Origin of the sequence: Salmonella bongori NCTC 12419 (assembly GCF_000252995.1) — a bacterium.
GTDB lineage: Bacteria > Pseudomonadota > Gammaproteobacteria > Enterobacterales > Enterobacteriaceae > Salmonella > Salmonella bongori.
In genome coordinates this window covers 2,176,343-2,194,858 of sequence record NC_015761.1, presented here as the reverse complement: position 1 = coordinate 2,194,858, position 18,516 = coordinate 2,176,343, and the positions used below count along the sequence as shown (strand labels likewise).

Genomic DNA, 18,516 nt, shown 5'->3' with positions numbered 1-18,516 from the left:
TTGCTGACGCTATGATAACGGGTTAACAGGAGTGAAACGTAATGGTTTATGCGATGAGACGATGGATCAGTACGTTAATGGCTCCGCCGCCAATAATCAGCCAGGCGAATAATGCCAGCGCCATTAGCAGCGGTTTCGCCCCCGCTTTTTTCAATGCGCTAACGTGAGTGGTCAGCCCCAGCGCCGCCATTGCCATTGCCAGCAGTACCGTGTCCAGCGTGACCAGCATATCCACTACGCTTTTCGGCAGCAGGTGGAAAGAGTTGAAAATCGCAACCACGATGAAGAAAATAGCAAACCATGGAATAGTAATTTTGCTTTTTTCCGCGCCGGTCGCCGGGGAAAGCTGTTTAACGCGGGCCGCCAGAATAATCAGGAACGGTGCCAACATCATGACGCGCAGCATTTTAGCGATCACTGCCGCATTTTCCGCATCCGGGCTAATGGCGTGACCTGCCGCGACCACTTGTGCCACTTCATGCACGGTTGAACCAATATAGATGCCGTAGGTTTCCGGGCTAAACCAGTGCGCCAGAAGCGGGTATATCGCCGGGTAAAGGAAAATGGCAATGGTACCGAAGATAACAACGGTCGCCACGGCGACAGTAACTTTACTGGCTTCCGCTTTGACGACCGGTTCTGTCGCCAGCACCGCTGCCGCGCCGCAGATACTGCTGCCCGCGCCAATCAGCCAACTGGTGTGTCTGTCCAGGCCAAAGACTTTTTGGCCCAGGAAGCAGGCCAGCATGAATGTGCTGGAAAGCGTTAATACATCAATCACAATACCGCTAATGCCCACATCGGCAATTTGTGAAAAGGTCAGGCGAAAACCGTAAAGGATAATCCCTAAACGTAGCAAATGTTGTTTTGCAAACAGCACGCCGCCGTCGCATTGTTTCCATATATGAGGATAAACGGTATTGCCGATAACCATACCCAGCAGGATAGCCAGGGTCAGGGCGCTAAATCCCGCACCTGCTACGGCAGGGATTGCGCCGCCCCACAGGGCGACTCCTGTAATAACGGCGCTCAGAGCGAGCCCGGGTATAAAATGCCACACTGTACGACGACGATTCTGCAAGGTGATTTCTGTCATAACCTTCTCCTGTATATGGGCAATAAGGTTACGGCGATCTGGTTTAAAAATAAAATTGATTATATATTTATAATTAATCTTTATAAGTGGTAAGCGACACGCTACCGGTAGGATACGACTATGCATATTACGCTACGACAACTTGAAGTATTTGCTGAAGTACTGAAAAGCGGCTCTACAACCCAGGCGTCGGTTATGCTGTCATTATCGCAGTCTGCTGTTAGCGCTGCGCTCACCGATCTGGAAGGTCAGCTTGGCGTGCAGTTATTTGACCGGGTGGGAAAACGGCTGGTCGTCAATGAACATGGTCGCCTGTTGTATCCGCGCGCACTGGCATTGCTGGAGCAGGCGGTAGAAATTGAGCAGTTGTTTCGTGAAGATAATGGCGCGATACGGATTTATGCCAGTAGCACTATCGGCAATTATATTTTGCCCGCGATGATTGCGCGCTATCGTCAGCATTACCCGGCATTGCCGCTGGAGTTAAGCGTAGGGAATAGCCAGGACGTCATTAACGCCGTATTGGATTTTCGGGTCGATATCGGGCTGATTGAAGGGCCATGTCACAGTACAGAGATTATCTCCGAGCCGTGGCTGGAAGATGAGTTGGTCGTTTTTGCCGCGCCATCCTCGCCGCTCACACAAGGACCGGTTACGCTGGAACAGCTGGCGGCGTCCCCATGGATTTTACGCGAGCGCGGTTCCGGTACGCGGGAAATTGTGGATTATTTGCTGTTGTCGCATTTGCCGCGTTTTCATATGGCGATGGAGCTGGGGAACTCAGAAGCGATTAAACATGCTGTGCGTCATGGGCTGGGAATAAGCTGTTTGTCACGTCGGGTGATTGCCGAACAACTCCAGGCGGGAACCCTGAGTGAAGTCGCCGTGCCGTTACCGCGCCTGGTACGCACGTTGTGGCGTGTTCATCACCGGCAGAAACATCTTTCTAACGCGTTGCAACGTTTTTTGAGTTACTGTGAATAAGGATGAAGAGGAGGGCAGCCCGGGCGGTATCAGCATTTTAGTATCCGCATGCGTATACGTTATTCTCTGCTTTACTTATAATCCATGGCCGGTCATGAAGGTCTCTTATAACCGCGCATTTGTGCCGGAAGGATAGCATTTCGTCTGTTACAATCGCGCCTCATTTTTTGGATGGATAGCATTTTCACATGGGTTCCAAAACTAAAACCACAGAAGCGCCCGCGCTACGTCGCGAATTAAAGGCGCGTCACCTGACGATGATTGCCATTGGTGGCTCTATCGGGACAGGTCTTTTCGTTGCATCTGGTGCGACAATTTCTCAGGCGGGGCCGGGCGGCGCGCTGTTTTCTTATATTCTGATTGGTTTGATGGTCTACTTCCTGATGACCAGTCTTGGCGAGCTGGCGGCGTATATGCCTGTATCCGGCTCGTTTGCGACGTATGGCCAGAACTACGTGGAAGAAGGTTTTGGTTTTGCTCTGGGCTGGAACTACTGGTACAACTGGGCGGTAACCATTGCTGTAGACCTGGTTGCCGCGCAACTGGTCATGGGCTGGTGGTTTCCGGACACACCGGGGTGGATCTGGAGTGCGCTATTCCTCTGTGTCATTTTCTTATTGAACTACATTTCTGTGCGTGGTTTTGGCGAGGCGGAATACTGGTTCTCGTTAATTAAAGTGGCGACCGTTATCATCTTCATCATTGTTGGCGTAGCAATGATTATCGGTATTTTTAAAGGCGTGGAGCCGGTGGGCTGGAGCAACTGGACGACGGGCGATGCGCCTTTCGCTGGCGGTTTTGCGGCAATGATTGGCGTCGCGATGATCGTGGGCTTCTCTTTCCAGGGAACCGAGCTGATTGGTATTGCTGCCGGAGAGTCCGAAAATCCGGAGAAGAATATTCCGCGCGCGGTGCGTCAGGTATTCTGGCGTATCCTGCTGTTTTATGTCTTTGCGATTTTGATTATCAGTTTGATCATCCCTTATACCGATCCGAACCTGCTGCGCAACGATGTCAAAGACATTAGCGTTAGTCCGTTTACCTTAGTTTTCCAGCATGCGGGCTTGCTGTCTGCGGCGGCGGTAATGAATGCGGTTATCCTGACGGCGGTACTGTCTGCAGGAAACTCCGGAATGTATGCCTCCACCCGTATGCTGTATACCCTGGCTTGTGACGGTAAAGCGCCGCGTATTTTTGCTAAATTGTCTCGTGGCGGCGTACCACGCAACGCGCTTTATGCCACCACCGTGATTGCTGGTCTTTGCTTTCTGACGTCGATGTTCGGCAACCAGACCGTTTATCTGTGGCTGTTGAACACCTCCGGCATGACCGGTTTCATCGCCTGGTTGGGGATTGCCATCAGCCATTATCGTTTCCGCCGCGGCTACATGTTGCAGGGTTATGATGTGAATGATTTGCCGTATCGTTCCGGGTTTTTCCCGTTGGGGCCGATCTTCGCCTTTGTGCTGTGCCTGATTATCACGTTAGGACAGAACTATGAAGCGTTCCTGAAAGATACCATTGACTGGGGCGGTGTTGCGGCGACCTATATCGGTATTCCGCTGTTCCTGATTATCTGGTTTGGTTACAAGCTGATAAAAGGCACGCATTTTGTGCGTTATAGCGAGATGCATTTCCCGGAGCGCATCAAAAAGTAACGGCGGTAATCGGCCTGGAGGCCGGATAAGGAGCTGTGCCGCCATCCGGCACTGGCCGCCTGAACGACCCCTTCTTTTAACCCTCTCATTCGAGAGGGTTTTTTGTTTTTCTCCACAATTACATTCGAGTGACATAACTATTAACAATTAAATTGATAATTATTATCGTTTGCTTTATCGTTACGCTCGAAATCAGAAAAGGATGAAGATTTGGGCGTGGCAGCCGCTAGTCAGCCCGACTCGCCTGCATAAAAAGAGTTTGCCGTGATAACCACTATCGCAGGCGAAACGTACATGCGTTGTGAGCGATAACCGATTTTTGTCGTATTTACCTCATGGAGAAATGGAATGTTTAGGTTGAACCCTTTCGTTCGGGTAGGGCTTTGTGTGTCCGCAGCAACGTTTGCCTGGCCAGTTGGCGCGGCAACGGAGGACGGCGAAACCATGGTGGTTACCGCGTCCGCCATCGAACAAAATCTGAAAGACGCACCGGCCAGTATTAGCGTCATTACCCAGCAAGATTTACAGCGCAGGCCCGTACAGAATCTGAAAGATGTTCTGAAAGAGGTGCCGGGCGTACAGCTCACTAACGAAGGGGATAATCGTAAAGGCGTGAGTATTCGCGGCCTGGACAGTAGCTATACGCTCATCCTGGTTGATGGTAAACGCGTCAACTCCCGTAACGCCGTCTTCCGCCATAACGATTTTGATCTGAACTGGATACCGGTTGACGCCATCGAACGCATTGAGGTGGTGCGCGGGCCTATGTCATCGTTGTATGGTTCCGATGCGCTGGGCGGCGTAGTCAATATTATCACCAAAAAAATTGGCCAGAAGTGGCATGGCAGCGTCACTGTTGATTCCACGATTCAGGAGCACCGGGATCGTGGTGACACCTATAACGGGCAGTTTTTCACCAGCGGACCGCTGATTGACGGCGTGCTGGGGGTGAAAGCTTACGGCAGTCTGGAGAAACGTGAGAAAGACGATCAGCAGAGTTCCTCTACCACCGCTACCGGCGAAACGCCGCGCATTGAAGGATTTAGCAGCCGGGATGGAAATGTGGAGTTTGCCTGGACACCAAACGAAAATCATGACGTTACCGCTGGCTACGGTTTTGACCGCCAGGACAGAGACTCCGATTCGCTGGATAAAAACCGTCTGGAACGGCAAAACTACTCGGTGAGCCATAACGGACGTTGGGATCTCGGCAATAGCGAACTGAAGTTCTACGGTGAAAAAGTTGATAATAAAAATCCTGGCAACAGTAGCCCCATCACCTCAGAAAGTAACTCTATTGACGGCAAATACGTTCTGCCATTAGCGGCGCTCAACCAGTTTGTTACCTTCGGCGGTGAATGGCGTCACGATAAACTAAACGATGCGGTGAACCTGACCGGTGGTTCCAGTACGAAAACGTCCGCCAGCCAGTATGCGCTGTTTCTCGAGGATGAGTGGCGTATTTTTGAACCGCTGGCGTTGACCACTGGCATTCGTATGGATGACCATGAAACCTATGGCGACCATTGGAGCCCGCGTGCTTATCTGGTCTATAACGCAACGGATACCCTGACGGTGAAAGGTGGGTGGGCCACGGCCTTTAAAGCGCCGTCGCTATTGCAATTAAGTCCGGACTGGGCGACCAACTCCTGCCGTGGCGGATGCCGTATTATCGGTAGCCCTGATCTGAAACCCGAGACCAGTGAAAGCTGGGAACTTGGTCTCTACTACCGCGGCGAAGAGGGTATGCTGGAGGGGGTGGAAGCGAGCGTTACTACGTTCCGTAACGATGTGGATGATCGCATCAGTATTAGCCGTACCCCTGACGTTAACGCCGCGCCCGGCTATTCCAACTTTGTCGGTTTCGAAACCAACAGCCGGGGACAGCGCGTTCCGGTCTTCCGTTATTACAATGTGAATAAAGCGCGTATTCAGGGCGTGGAAACCGAGTTGAAAGTTCCGTTTAACGAGGCGTGGAAACTGTCGTTGAATTACACCTATAACGACGGACGCGACGTCAGTAATGGCGGGAACAAGCCGCTTTCCGATCTGCCGTTCCACACCGCGAACGGTACGCTGGACTGGAAACCGGCGCAGCTCGAAGACTGGTCATTCTACGTATCAGGGAATTATACCGGGCGTAAGCGGGCCGATAGCGCAACGGCGAAAACGCCGGGCGGGTATGTGGTCTGGGATACCGGCGCAGCATGGCAGGCGACAAAAAACATTAAACTGCGTGCGGGCGTTCTGAACGTGGGCGATAAAGATCTCAAACGCGACGACTACGGTTATACCGAAGACGGACGTCGTTACTTTATGGCGGTGGATTACCGGTTCTGACAGAGACTGGCGACAGCCGCGTTTTGCCGCTGTCGCCAGAATGTTATAACCGATGCAGCCTGGAGAGCAACGCCAGCGACAGAGTCGTTAGCAGAATGGCGATTAACGCATAGATATAAACGCCCGACCACGCCCAGCTATTTTTCACCATAATCACCGGCACACCCGCCATTGCCGCGCCGACATAGCTAAACAATCCCCGAAAGCCGGTTACCGATCCCGCCGCATCTTTGTGGGTCACATCCAGACATCCTACGGCAAAAAGCATATGCGGCCCGTATAAGGCGAAGCCCATAATCGCGAACAGAATAGCGGTAAGGGTATAAGAGGTATCCTGTACCAGCGGCACCAGCACGATACATACGCACAGTGCTAACGCAAAGATTAATCCGGTCATCCAGCGGTTACTTTTAAACATAAAGTCAGATAAGTAGCCTGCCAATAACCCCCCCGCCAGTCCACCCGCCTCAAACCAGGAAATAATCGAATCCGCTTTTATCAGGCTCCAGCCGTGAACCTGTGAATAATAAATCTGCGGCCAGTCGTTAAGGATCGTGCGTGCAATATAAACTGACATATCACCGATAATGATGATCCATACCAGTGGGTTGGTCAGAATATATTTTATAAAAATCTGCCAAAAGCTCAGATTCACTGGGCTGGCCTTTACCTGAGCAAGCTCGGTCGTGTCGTTACGCCACTGTCCTACGTTGGGTAAACCTAACGTGCCGGGATGATCTTTAATGGTAAATAGCGCCACGATTCCCATCAGCAACGAAATAGCGCCAGGAACATAAAAACCCATTTTCCAGCTACCGCTAAAAGCGATTGCAAAACTGGTCAGTAGCGGCGCGAGGCTACCGCCGATATTGTGCGCCGCCTCAACGATAGCCCACCAGCGTCCCCGTTCGTTTTTTGAAAACCACGAAGCCATAATTTTCGCCATCGGCGGAAAACTGGTGCCCTGTAGTATCGCGTTAAGGCTATAGAGCACATAGAATGCCGCGACGCTATCTGAAAAGCCGAACAGAATATTGACGATACCCACGCCAATCAGCACCGGGCCGGTCATGGCTTTCGGGTTAATTTTATCGACCAGCATTCCACCGACAAACTTCATAGCGCCATAGAGAATGTAAAACATCGACGACATAATGGCGAAATCTTCTGCGGTCAGCGACGTTTCTGTCAGCATCGTCGGCATCGCGGCGGAGAAGTTTTTGCGAGTGAGATAAAAGACAGCATATGAGATAAACACAGAGGCTATAATTTCAATGCGAAATTTTTTATAGGTCTGGTCTATCTCTTCTTTTTCTTTAACAATCGGCTTATCGGGCTGGCTGAAAATAAATGTTTTTATACTCATTTTAAAATTTCCTTCCGGCGAGTTGTGTCGCGTTATAATTCATCTTCAATAAGGAAAAGAAGTAATTCAAAACCGTGATAGTTAATCTGGTGGTGGATTTTTTCCCGTACAAGTGGTTTCGCTTTCCAGGCAACACCGATGCCTGCGTGTTGTAACATTGGCAGATCGTTAGCACCATCGCCGCAGGCGATAATATTGGCAGTGGTAATACCTAATTGGTCCCCCAGTTCAACTAATGTCTGTTTTTTTCTGGTCGCGTTCATAATCGGCAGGGTAATATTGTCGGTCAGCCCGTTATCACGTATTTCAACCGTATTCGAAAAGGCATAATCAAGTTGATATCGCGTTTTCAGACGCTGGGTGAAAATATCCAGTCCGCCGGAGATAATCGCAGTTTTAAATCCTTTAGCTTTAATTATCGGCAGAATAGTTGAAAGACCAGGCGAAAGGGTCATGCGATCGCATACCGCGTTCAGGACCTCTTTCGGCGTGCCTTTCAGCATCCCGATACGCCGGGTAAAACTGGCGTTAAAGTCAAGTTTACCCTCCATAGCCTGTTGCGTGATGGCGGCAATTTGCGCTGTCATGCCGAGGGCGCAGGCTATTTCATCCACACCTTCTTCCTTAATAAATGTAGAATCCATGTCAAACGCGATAATACCGTTAGCAGGCAATGATTGCGGCTTAATAAAAAAATCAAAAGACCAGAGTAATGAGAGTTCACGCAAACGGTGATAAATCTCAGGTGTAAGGTACTCTTGTGGTAGCGTAAGCCTGAGATAGGCGGTATCGATCAGCGCGGTATACCGTCTGTCAAATAATTTTGAAAACGGTATATTAATATCATGAAATAGCGTTTCAGGTAATTTTTTTTGAAACGTGTTGATATCCTGTGTCGTAATAAAATAAATAACACTCATACTGTGACTCCCTTAATTTACGGCTATTATAATGTGTCTTTTGAAACGTGGAATATCTCGCTATCACAGATATTAATGCCAGGAAAACGATAAAAAAGGATGGTTTTTGATACGCGGTAAACTTCAGACACAAAAGGTATCATTTTTGATATATCAACTATGCGAGGATGATATTGATAACTTAATGTTACTGAAAATGAAAGGATTGATATAACGATGGAAAGTTGCCTTGATATATTCAAAATAGTAATAGGTCCATCCAGCTCACGCACAGTAGGACCGATGCGCGCCGCCTGCCATTTTATTTCATTGCTCAGAGAACAAGAAACGTTGCCATTGGCGCGGGAAATCGAAATTGAGCTTTACGGTGCGCTATCGCTAAGCCGCAAATGCCACAATGTGGATATCGCGCTTTACCTTGGACTGTTGGGCAACCAGCCGGAAAATGTGGATCTTCGCGCGCATATGGCGGCGATTAAACGTGCAGAAAATGAAAATAAAGTCGAACTACCGCTCGCGGGGGCGGGCGGAACTACGGTAAAGGTAAAGATTATCGCCAATCGCCAGGCGCACCCTGGTCATCATTATGCGATGACGTTTCGCGCCAGGGATGATTATTTCACACTGTATGAAGAGACCTGGTTTTCGACCGGCGGCGGGCAGGTTCGCAAACATGGTGAACCACTGACGTCATCGCTGCCTTTCCAGACGGCCTCGCCCTTTGAATTTGACGATGCCGCACAGTTGTTGGCGCTTTGTCGGCATAACGGCCTGTCTGTGGCAGCGCTAATGATGAAAAATGAACTGTGTCGCCATTCGCCAGAGACATTGCAGAATTATCTGGCGCAGATATGGGAAGTTATGCAACAGGCTGTGTATCGCGGACTGCATACCGAAGGGCTGTTACCCGGTCCGTATCAGGTGCCTCGGCGCGCTTGTGCGTTACATAAAACGTTGCAGGCCAACCGTTCCGTCAGCAATTTTTTAACCGCACTGAACTGGGTAAATGCTTTTGCCATTGCGGTAAGTGAAGAAAATGCCAGCGGCGGGCAGATTGTTACCGCGCCAACTAATGGCGCGTGCGGCATCATACCTGCGGTGCTCTGTTGGTATGATAAATTTATTACACCGTTGGACCCTTCCGCCCTGGCTCGCTTTTTCCTGACCGCTACTGCTATCGCGCTGTTGTTTAAACAAAACGCCTCTATTCTGGGATCTGAAGTGGGCTGTCAGGGGGAAATCGGCGTGGCGTGTTCGATGGCGGCGGCGGGCCTGGCTGAACTGATGGGAGCCTCGGTGGAACAAACTCTGAGCGCCGCTGAGATTGCCATGGAGCATCATCTGGGATTGACCTGCGATCCGCTGGGCGGACAGGTACAAATTCCTTGCATTGAGAGAAATGCTATCTCCGCGGTGAAAGCAATCAACGCGGCAACGATGGCAATCAGCCGTGTGAGTGACCCCTGTATTACACTCGATGAGATCATTGCCGCGATGTATGAGACCGGTAAAGACATGAGCGCTAAATATCGCGAAACCTATCATGGTTCGTTGGGAAAAATTCAGCCACGCAAGCGAGGGTGATCCATTGAAATATCATACGATGAATAACGATGAGATTATCCTGTCGTTGTGCGCCCGCCTAAAGGAGACGCGTTTGTCCTTGTCTATGACCCAGCAGCAGCTTGCCGATCGTGCGCAAGTCGGCATTGCTACTATTAAGCGTATTGAGAAGGGCGGTGGGCTAAATCTTGATACGTTAATTTCTCTCCTGCGGGCGCTGGATAAGTTGCACAACCTTAATGCGGTGCTGTTTGAATCCGAGCGACGTAATTTTCATGAGAGCTATGAAGGCGGCGAGGGCAGCGGCCGTCTTCAGGTACGCCAGCAGGTCGCGGATTTAAACAATAAATCCTCCGCGCCGCAGTCGGAAGAAGTGAACTACAGCGCGGCGCTGGAAAATTCATTATGCTGGTGACGCCTCACGCTCGCCTCTCAGATGTCGGGCGTGAAAGCGCAGATGGTCCTCGATAAACGACGCAATAAAATAATAGCTATGATCGTAGCCGGGCTGAATTCGTAGCGTCATTGGCCAGGCGGTTTGCCGTGCGGCTTCCGCCAGGACTGCAGGTTGAAGCTGGTCAGCGAGGAATTGATCGCTGTCGCCCTGATCGATGAGCACAGGAATGGCGTCCTGCGGCTGGCTGGCCAGCATTAATTCGCGGCTATCCCATTCAGCCCAGGTGGATTCATCTTCGCCGAGATAAGCAGTAAGCGCTTTGATTCCCCACGGGACGCGGCTGGGGTTGACGATAGGCGCAAAGGCAGAGACGCTGGCATATTTGCCCGGGTTTTTGAGCGCCATGATCAAGGCGCCGTGCCCCCCCATTGAGTGTCCGCTGATGGCGCAACGGTCACTGACGTTAAATTGTGTCTGAATAAGCGCCGGAAGCTCATCGCGCAGGTAGTCGTACATGTGATAATGGCTGGCCCAGGGCGACTGTGTGGCATTGAGGTAAAAGCCGGCGCCCTGACCTAAATCGTATCCGCTATCGTCGGCAACCTGTTCGCCGCGCGGGCTGGTGTCCGGCATCACTAATACCAAGCCCAGTTCAGCAGCCACACGCTGTGCGCCAGCTTTGGTGGTGAAGTTTTCATCATTGCAGGTTAATCCGGACAACCAGTACAGCACCGGAGGCGGTTCATTATCCTGAGTCGGCGGAAGAAAAATGCTGAATGTCATGGTGCAGTTCAGCGTAGTGGCGTGATGACGCCAACGCTGCTGCCAACCGCCAAAACACCGGTGCTCTTCGAGCATTTCCATGCGGGGCTCCTTTTATTTGAACCTGATAAGGTACGCAGATTCTCCATAATACAGCTTATTTATCGCACTGTGAGTAACTTTCACTTCCGTAATGCATAAACATGCTTCATCATTTAAATAACGTTGCGTTAACAATTTCATTCTTTGTCCCGTCATCATTCTCACGCCGGAAAAGGTGTCATGAAAGGCTGCGACAATTTCAACAATTATGGGTATGAATGCTGGATTATGTGCGCTGCCTCACGCACAATAATCACACTGTCACAATATTGACAAACTTTGCCCCATGCAGGGCAAAGGCGCCACATCTGCAGGAGAACACGATTAATGCCATCACTCAGTAAAGAAGCGGCCCTGGTTCATGACGCGCTGGTTGCCCGGGGGCTGGAAACGCCGCTGCGCCCGGCTGTGGATGAATTAGATAATGAAACGCGAAAACGCCTCATCGCAGGGCATATGACTGAGATCATGCAGTTGCTGAATCTCGATTTGAGCGATGACAGTTTGATGGAAACGCCGCATCGTATCGCGAAGATGTATGTTGATGAGATTTTCGCCGGTCTCGACTATACCAATTTCCCCAAAATTACCCTCATTGAAAATAAAATGAAGGTCGACGAAATGGTCACCGTTCGCGATATCACGCTGACCAGCACCTGTGAGCACCACTTTGTGACCATTGATGGTAAAGCTACCGTCGCCTATATCCCTAAAGACGCTGTGATTGGTCTGTCAAAAATTAACCGTATCGTGCAATTCTTCGCCCAGCGCCCGCAGGTGCAGGAGCGTCTGACTCAGCAAATTTTGACGGCGCTGCAAACGTTGCTTGGCACCAATAATGTGGCAGTTTCGATTGATGCGGTGCATTACTGTGTGAAAGCGCGTGGTATACGCGATGCGACCAGCGCCACGACGACGACCTCGCTGGGCGGCTTGTTTAAATCCAGCCAGAACACGCGTCAGGAGTTCCTGCGCGCTGTTCGCCATCATAGCTGATTAAGGCTGTAACTATGGAGCGTAACGTCACGCTGGATTTTATTCGTGGCGTTGCCATTCTTGGCATCCTGCTTCTTAATATCAGTGCTTTTGGCTTGCCAAAAGCTGCGTATCTCAACCCCGCCTGGTATGGTGCGATTATCCCCGAGGATGCCTGGTCCTGGGCGATGCTCGATCTGGTGGCGCAGGCCAAGTTCCTTACGCTGTTCGCCCTGCTGTTTGGCGCGGGGTTACAAATGCTGCTTCCGCGCGGAAAACAGTGGATTCAGTCTCGCTTAACGCTGCTGGCGCTGTTGGGCTTTATCCATGCGCTATTCTTTTGGGATGGCGACATTCTGCTGGCTTACGGTCTGGTCGGTCTTATCTGCTGGCGGTTGGTACGCGACGCGCCTTCGGTAAAAAGTCTGTTTAATACTGGCGTACTGCTTTATCTGGTGGGAATTGGCGTGTTGCTGCTTTTAGGCGTGATATCTAATAGCGAAACCAGCCGCGCCTGGACGCCGGATGCTTCCGCACTAGTGTATGAAAAATACTGGAAGCTGAACGGCGGTATGGAGGCCATTAGCAACCGGGCGGAGATGCTGTCGAATAGTTTACTGGCGCTTGGTGCGCAATATGGCTGGCAACTGGCAGGTATGATGCTGCTGGGCGCTGCGCTGATGCGTAGCGGCTGGCTGAAAGGTCAGTACAGTCTGCGGCACTATCGCCGTACCGGGTTTCTGCTGGTGGCGTTAGGGTTAACAATCAACCTTCCTGCCATCATTTTACAGTGGCGGCTGGACTGGGCATATCGCTGGTGCGCCTTTCTGTTACAGGCGCCGCGTGAACTGAGCGCACCGTTTCAAACGCTGGGTTATGCTGCGCTGATATTGGGTTACTGGCCGCAGCTTAGCCGGTTCAGACTGGTGTTTGCTATTGCCTGCGTAGGGCGAATGGCGCTGACCAATTATCTGCTGCAGACGATCATCTGTACCACGCTTTTTTATCAGTTTGGCTTATTTATGGCGTTCAATCGGCTGGAACTCCTGTTCTTTGTCGTTCCGGTATGGGCAATAAACCTTCTCTTCTCCGTTATCTGGCTACGTTTCTGGCGACAGGGGCCGATCGAGTGGTTATGGCGTCAATTCACACTACGCGCATCCCGAACATCCAGATAACGATCTGGATCACATTCATTAACAAAACGGCTGTAACCGTTTCCATCCCTGTGACGTTACTCACGCAGTCCTGCTCTGGGTGCTGACAAAATAGCCGCCTGCTGACGGGACATTCGTGAGCATTTCTGAACTCAAACAGGGCAGTGAATATGATCACCATTCGTGATGTCGCGCGCCAGGCTGGCGTGTCTGTAGCGACCGTTTCCCGCGTACTGAATAATAGCGCGTTGGTCAGTCCCGATACCCGTGATAGCGTAATGCAAGCCGTGACATTGCTGGGGTATCGGCCAAATGCGAATGCCCAGGCGCTGGCTACACAGGTGAGCGACACCATCGGCGTCGTAGTGATGGATGTTTCTGATGCGTTTTTCGGCGCGCTGGTGAAAGCCGTGGATCAGGTGGCCCAACACCACCAGAAATATGTCCTCATTGGCAATAGCTATCATGAAGCGGAAAAGGAGCGTCATGCTATTGAAGTCCTGATTCGCCAGCGTTGCAATGCCTTGATTGTTCACTCAAAAGCTTTAACCGATCGCGAGCTGGGCGACTTTATGGATCAGATTCCCGGCATGGTGCTGATTAACCGTATCGTCCCGGGATATGCGCATCGCTGCGTCTGTCTCGATAATGTGAGCGGTGCCAGAATGGCAACCCGAATGTTGTTAAATAACGGACATCAGCGAATCGGCTACCTTGCTTCCAGTCACCGTATTGAAGATGACGCAATGCGCCGGGAAGGATGGCTAAATGCGCTGCATGAGCAGGGGATTTCTGCGTCCGAGAGCTGGATTGGCACCGGTACGCCGGATATGCAGGGCGGCGAGTCGGCGATGGTTGAGTTACTGGGGCGCAATCTGCAGCTGACGGCGGTATTCGCTTATAACGATAACATGGCGGCAGGAGCGCTGACGGCGTTAAAAGACAATGGCATCGCCATTCCCTTGCATCTGTCTATCATCGGTTTTGATGATATTCCTATTGCGCGTTATACCGATCCTCAGTTGACGACTGTACGCTATCCTATTGCTTCTATGGCGAAAATTGCGACAGAACTGGCGCTACAGGGCGCTGCAGGTACGCTGGATATCACCGCGACGCACTGCTTTATGCCGACGCTGGTTCGGCGTCATTCGGTGGCGTTGCGACAGAATGCGGTGCTGATCACTAACTGATTACTCATCGCATGTAACCGTTTTCAATCTGTGAGTAAATTCACAGTTTATTAACATTGTGATAGCTATGATGACAACGTTTGTCGCACTGTAACTGATATGTAACAGTCAGCGATCGGTTTTGCCGCGTTATTGTGCTTCTGAACACGGTTATCACCCTATCCTGCGACTTACCGGACACAAAAATAAAAAGTTGAATTAATACGCTTTGGCCTTCAGTAACGCGACGTTAACGTGCTGAGTCGCCGGGCATTTTCTTACGCTATACCCTCTATAATAAAACCGGAGCTACCATGAATAAGAAGGTACTGACCCTTTCTGCCGTGATGGCAAGTCTGTTATTCGGCGCGCACGCGAATGCGGCGGATACGCGTATTGGCGTGACGATTTATAAATACGACGATAATTTTATGTCCGTCGTGCGTAAGGCGATTGAAAAAGATGGCAAATCCGCGCCGGATGTTCAGTTGCTGATGAATGACTCGCAAAACGATCAGTCCAAACAGAATGATCAAATTGACGTTTTGCTGGCGAAAGGCGTGAAAGCACTGGCGATTAACCTGGTCGACCCGGCAGCGGCTGGTACCGTGATTGAAAAAGCGCGTGGGCAAAATGTGCCGATAGTGTTCTTTAATAAAGAGCCATCCCGCAAAGCGCTGGACAGCTATGACAAGGCGTATTATGTCGGGACTGACTCTAAAGAATCCGGTGTGATTCAGGGCGACTTAATTGCCAAACACTGGCAGGCGAATCAGGGTTGGGATCTGAATAAAGACGGTAAAATTCAATATGTCCTGTTAAAAGGCGAGCCGGGGCATCCGGATGCGGAAGCCCGTACGACGTATGTGGTGAAAGAGTTAAATGACAAAGGTATTCAGACTGAGCAACTGGCATTAGATACCGCTATGTGGGATACCGCGCAGGCAAAAGATAAGATGGATGCCTGGCTATCTGGTCCGAACGCTAACAAGATTGAAGTGGTTATTGCCAATAACGATGCGATGGCGATGGGCGCGGTAGAAGCGCTGAAAGCGCATAATAAATCGGCGATCCCGGTCTTTGGTGTTGATGCGTTACCGGAAGCCCTGGCGTTGGTGAAATCGGGGGCGATGGCCGGAACGGTGCTGAATGACGCGAACAATCAGGCGAAAGCAACATTCGAACTGGCAAAAAACCTTGCCGAAGGTAAGGGCGCGGCTGATGGCACTAACTGGAAGATTGAGAACAAAATCGTGCGCGTGCCTTATGTCGGCGTGGACAAAGACAATCTGAGCGAATTTACCCAAAAATAACTTTTCCGTCTGTGGGCGCAATTTTGTTGCGCCCTGAAACCGTGGAAGGGTGACGCGCCGCAGACCGGATAACGTATTTCTTCTGCCATCCGGCGCGGATAGTCATAATTAAAAAGGCCGACAGGGTATCATTATGGGCAGCACGATTTCTCCGCCGTCGGGTGAATATTTGTTGGAAATGCGTGGCATTAACAAATCATTTCCCGGCGTGAAAGCGCTTGATAATGTCAACTTAAACGTTCGTCCGCACTCTATTCATGCATTAATGGGTGAAAACGGCGCAGGTAAATCAACATTATTAAAATGTCTTTTCGGTATTTATCAAAAAGACTCCGGCAGCATTGTATTTCAGGGAAAAGAAGTGGACTTCCATTCGGCGAAAGAAGCGCTGGAGAATGGGATTTCGATGGTACACCAGGAGTTAAACCTGGTATTACAACGTTCGGTCATGGATAACATGTGGCTGGGGCGTTATCCTACCAAAGGTATGTTTGTCGATCAGGATAAAATGTACCAGGATACCAAAGCGATATTTGATGAACTGGATATCGATATTGACCCACGCGCGCGCGTAGGAACGTTATCCGTTTCGCAAATGCAGATGATAGAAATTGCGAAGGCGTTTTCCTATAATGCCAAAATCGTTATTATGGATGAACCAACCTCATCATTAACCGAGAAAGAGGTTAATCATCTGTTTACAATTATTCGCAAGCTGAAAGAACGCGGCTGCGGTATTGTTTATATCTCGCATAAAATGGAAGAAATTTTTCAATTGTGCGATGAAATTACTATTTTGCGCGACGGTCAGTGGATTGCCACCCAGCCGCTGGAAGGGCTGGATATGGATAAGATCATTGCGATGATGGTCGGACGTTCCCTGAACCAGCGTTTTCCGGATAAAGAAAATAAGCCGGGCGACGTGATTCTGACAGTGCGTAACCTGACCTCGCTGCGCCAGCCTTCCATTCGCGATGTCTCCTTTGATCTGCACAAAGGAGAAATTCTGGGTATTGCTGGTCTGGTTGGAGCAAAGCGTACCGATATCGTCGAAACGTTATTCGGTATCCGTGAAAAGTCGTCCGGGACAATCACTTTACATGGCAAGAAAATTAATAATCACAATGCGAATGAAGCAATTAACCACGGTTTTGCGCTGGTGACCGAAGAGCGACGTTCTACCGGGATTTACGCCTATCTTGACATCGGTTTTAACTCCTTAATTTCGAATATCCGCAATTATAAAAATAAAGTGGGATTACTGGATAATTCCCGAATGAAAAGCGATACCCAATGGGTTATTGATTCCATGCGGGTAAAAACGCCGGGACATCGCACGCAAATTGGTTCGCTTTCTGGCGGCAATCAGCAAAAGGTGATCATTGGACGATGGCTATTAACGCAGCCGGAAATATTAATGCTGGATGAGCCGACACGCGGTATTGACGTCGGTGCAAAATTTGAAATCTATCAGCTTATTGCGGAACTGGCGAAAAAAGGCAAAGGGATCATCATTATCTCTTCTGAAATGCCGGAACTGTTAGGGATTACCGATCGTATCCTGGTAATGAGCAATGGTCTCGTTTCCGGTATTGTCGATACTAAAACAACAACGCAAAACGAAATTTTGCGTCTTGCTTCTTTGCACCTTTAAGATCAGGGGCTCCTTATGAGTGCGTTAAATAAGAAAAGTTTCCTTACCTGGCTGAAAGAGGGCGGCATTTACGTCGTGCTTTTAGTTTTGCTGGCGATTATTATTTTCCAGGACCCGACTTTTTTAAGTTTGCTGAATTTAAGTAATATTCTGACGCAATCTTCAGTGCGTATCATTATTGCATTAGGCGTAGCGGGGCTCATCGTCACCCAGGGGACAGACCTGTCGGCAGGACGTCAGGTGGGGCTGGCGGCGGTTGTGGCGGCAACGCTGCTACAATCCATGGAAAATGCCAATAAAGTATTTCCGGAAATGGCGACTATGCCAATTGCGGTGGTCATCCTGATTGTCTGTGCGATTGGCGCGGTAATTGGTCTGGTGAATGGCATTATCATTGCTTATCTGAATGTAACGCCGTTTATTACCACCCTGGGTACGATGATTATCGTTTACGGGATCAACTCCCTTTACTATGATTTTGTCGGCGCTTCGCCTATTTCCGGCTTTGACAGCGGCTTCTCCACCTTTGCGCAGGGATTTGTGGCGCTGGGGAGTTTTCGGCTCTCTTACATCACCTTTTACGCCCTGATAGCGGTGGCGTTTGTCTGGGTACTGTGGAATAAGACTCGCTTTGGTAAAAATATTTTTGCTATTGGCGGTAACCCGGAGGCGGCAAAAGTATCCGGAGTCAACGTGGCGCTGAACCTACTGATGATTTACGCGCTCTCCGGTGTGTTTTACGCCTTCGGCGGCTTACTGGAAGCGGGGCGTATTGGTTCTGCAACGAACAACCTCGGCTTTATGTATGAGCTGGATGCGATTGCCGCGTGCGTCGTCGGCGGCGTGTCGTTCAGCGGTGGGGTAGGCACTGTCTTTGGCGTGGTGACCGGCGTCATTATTTTTACCGTCATTAACTATGGTCTGACCTATATCGGGGTAAACCCGTACTGGCAGTACATTATCAAAGGCGGAATTATCATTTTCGCCGTGGCGCTGGATTCGCTGAAATACGCGCGTAAAAAGTAGTTCTCCAGACGTATTGCCTTGCTTATCAGAC

The 18,516-nt window shown here is 50.2% G+C and carries 15 protein-coding genes; 11 read left to right on the top strand and 4 right to left on the bottom strand.

The window, feature by feature from the left end:
• Positions 1 to 46: 46 nt before the first annotated feature.
• Positions 47 to 1,096, bottom strand: a complete 1,050-nt coding sequence (locus tag SBG_RS10345; protein WP_000136266.1) for a YeiH family protein — start codon at positions 1,094 to 1,096, stop codon at positions 47 to 49.
• Between the two features lie 120 nt (positions 1,097 to 1,216).
• On the opposite strand from SBG_RS10345, the gene yieE reads away from it, so the two are divergent.
• From yieE to cirA, 3 genes are all read left to right on the top strand, one after another.
• A complete protein-coding gene (gene yieE, locus SBG_RS10340; RefSeq protein ID WP_000548309.1) occupies positions 1,217 to 2,080 on the top strand; it encodes a DNA-binding transcriptional regulator YeiE in 864 nt (287 codons plus the stop codon).
• A gap of 188 nt (positions 2,081 to 2,268) precedes the next feature.
• Positions 2,269 to 3,738: a lysine-specific permease gene (lysP, locus tag SBG_RS10335; protein ID WP_000535002.1), complete on the top strand. Its 1,470-nt coding sequence runs from the start codon at positions 2,269 to 2,271 to the stop codon at positions 3,736 to 3,738.
• Between the two features lie 348 nt (positions 3,739 to 4,086).
• Positions 4,087 to 6,078 carry a catecholate siderophore receptor CirA gene (gene cirA, locus SBG_RS10330; protein WP_000489297.1) on the top strand — a complete coding sequence of 664 codons (1,992 nt, stop codon included), beginning with the start codon at positions 4,087 to 4,089 and terminating at the stop codon, positions 6,076 to 6,078.
• Between the two features lie 43 nt (positions 6,079 to 6,121).
• On the opposite strand, the gene SBG_RS10325 is transcribed toward cirA, so the two are convergent.
• A complete protein-coding gene (locus SBG_RS10325; protein ID WP_000023800.1) occupies positions 6,122 to 7,444 on the bottom strand; it encodes an MFS transporter in 1,323 nt (440 codons plus the stop codon).
• 32 nt (positions 7,445 to 7,476) lie between these two features.
• Positions 7,477 to 8,364, bottom strand: a complete 888-nt coding sequence (gene serB / locus SBG_RS10320; RefSeq protein ID WP_000111547.1) for a phosphoserine phosphatase SerB — start codon at positions 8,362 to 8,364, stop codon at positions 7,477 to 7,479.
• Positions 8,365 to 8,580: 216 nt separating this feature from the next.
• Here serB and SBG_RS10315 point away from each other — a divergent pair, with 216 nt between their 5' ends.
• Together SBG_RS10315 and SBG_RS10310 are read left to right on the top strand one after the other, a co-directional pair.
• Positions 8,581 to 9,948 carry an L-serine ammonia-lyase gene (locus SBG_RS10315; protein ID WP_015702930.1) on the top strand — a complete coding sequence of 456 codons (1,368 nt, stop codon included), beginning with the start codon at positions 8,581 to 8,583 and terminating at the stop codon, positions 9,946 to 9,948.
• A gap of 4 nt (positions 9,949 to 9,952) precedes the next feature.
• Entirely contained in the window at positions 9,953 to 10,342 is a 390-nt protein-coding gene (locus SBG_RS10310; protein WP_015702929.1) for a helix-turn-helix domain-containing protein, read from the top strand.
• On the opposite strand, the gene fghA is transcribed toward SBG_RS10310, so the two are convergent.
• Positions 10,331 to 11,188 (bottom strand): S-formylglutathione hydrolase, encoded by an 858-nt coding sequence (fghA, locus tag SBG_RS10305; RefSeq protein ID WP_000425500.1) that lies wholly within the window; start codon positions 11,186 to 11,188, stop codon positions 10,331 to 10,333. The two genes, SBG_RS10310 and fghA, sit on opposite strands and share 12 nt — an antisense overlap.
• 327 nt (positions 11,189 to 11,515) lie before the next feature.
• On the opposite strand from fghA, the gene folE reads away from it, so the two are divergent.
• From folE to mglC, 6 genes are all read left to right on the top strand, one after another.
• The gene (folE, locus tag SBG_RS10300; RefSeq protein ID WP_001139606.1) at positions 11,516 to 12,184 is read left to right on the top strand and encodes a GTP cyclohydrolase I FolE; all 669 of its coding nucleotides are present in this window, start codon (positions 11,516 to 11,518) and stop codon (positions 12,182 to 12,184) included.
• A gap of 14 nt (positions 12,185 to 12,198) precedes the next feature.
• Entirely contained in the window at positions 12,199 to 13,341 is a 1,143-nt protein-coding gene (gene yeiB, locus SBG_RS10295; RefSeq protein ID WP_000440867.1) for a DUF418 domain-containing protein YeiB, read from the top strand.
• A 149-nt stretch (positions 13,342 to 13,490) separates the two neighbouring features.
• Positions 13,491 to 14,513: an HTH-type transcriptional regulator GalS gene (gene galS / locus SBG_RS10290; protein ID WP_000628638.1), complete on the top strand. Its 1,023-nt coding sequence runs from the start codon at positions 13,491 to 13,493 to the stop codon at positions 14,511 to 14,513.
• 293 nt (positions 14,514 to 14,806) lie between these two features.
• The gene (gene mglB / locus SBG_RS10285; protein WP_001036948.1) at positions 14,807 to 15,805 is read left to right on the top strand and encodes a galactose/glucose ABC transporter substrate-binding protein MglB; all 999 of its coding nucleotides are present in this window, start codon (positions 14,807 to 14,809) and stop codon (positions 15,803 to 15,805) included.
• A gap of 133 nt (positions 15,806 to 15,938) precedes the next feature.
• Entirely contained in the window at positions 15,939 to 17,459 is a 1,521-nt protein-coding gene (gene mglA, locus SBG_RS10280; RefSeq protein WP_000535909.1) for a galactose/methyl galactoside ABC transporter ATP-binding protein MglA, read from the top strand.
• Positions 17,460 to 17,474: 15 nt separating this feature from the next.
• Positions 17,475 to 18,485, top strand: coding sequence for a galactose/methyl galactoside ABC transporter permease MglC (gene mglC / locus SBG_RS10275; RefSeq protein ID WP_001275104.1), 1,011 nt, complete (start codon positions 17,475 to 17,477; stop codon positions 18,483 to 18,485).
• Positions 18,486 to 18,516: the final 31 nt, after the last annotated feature.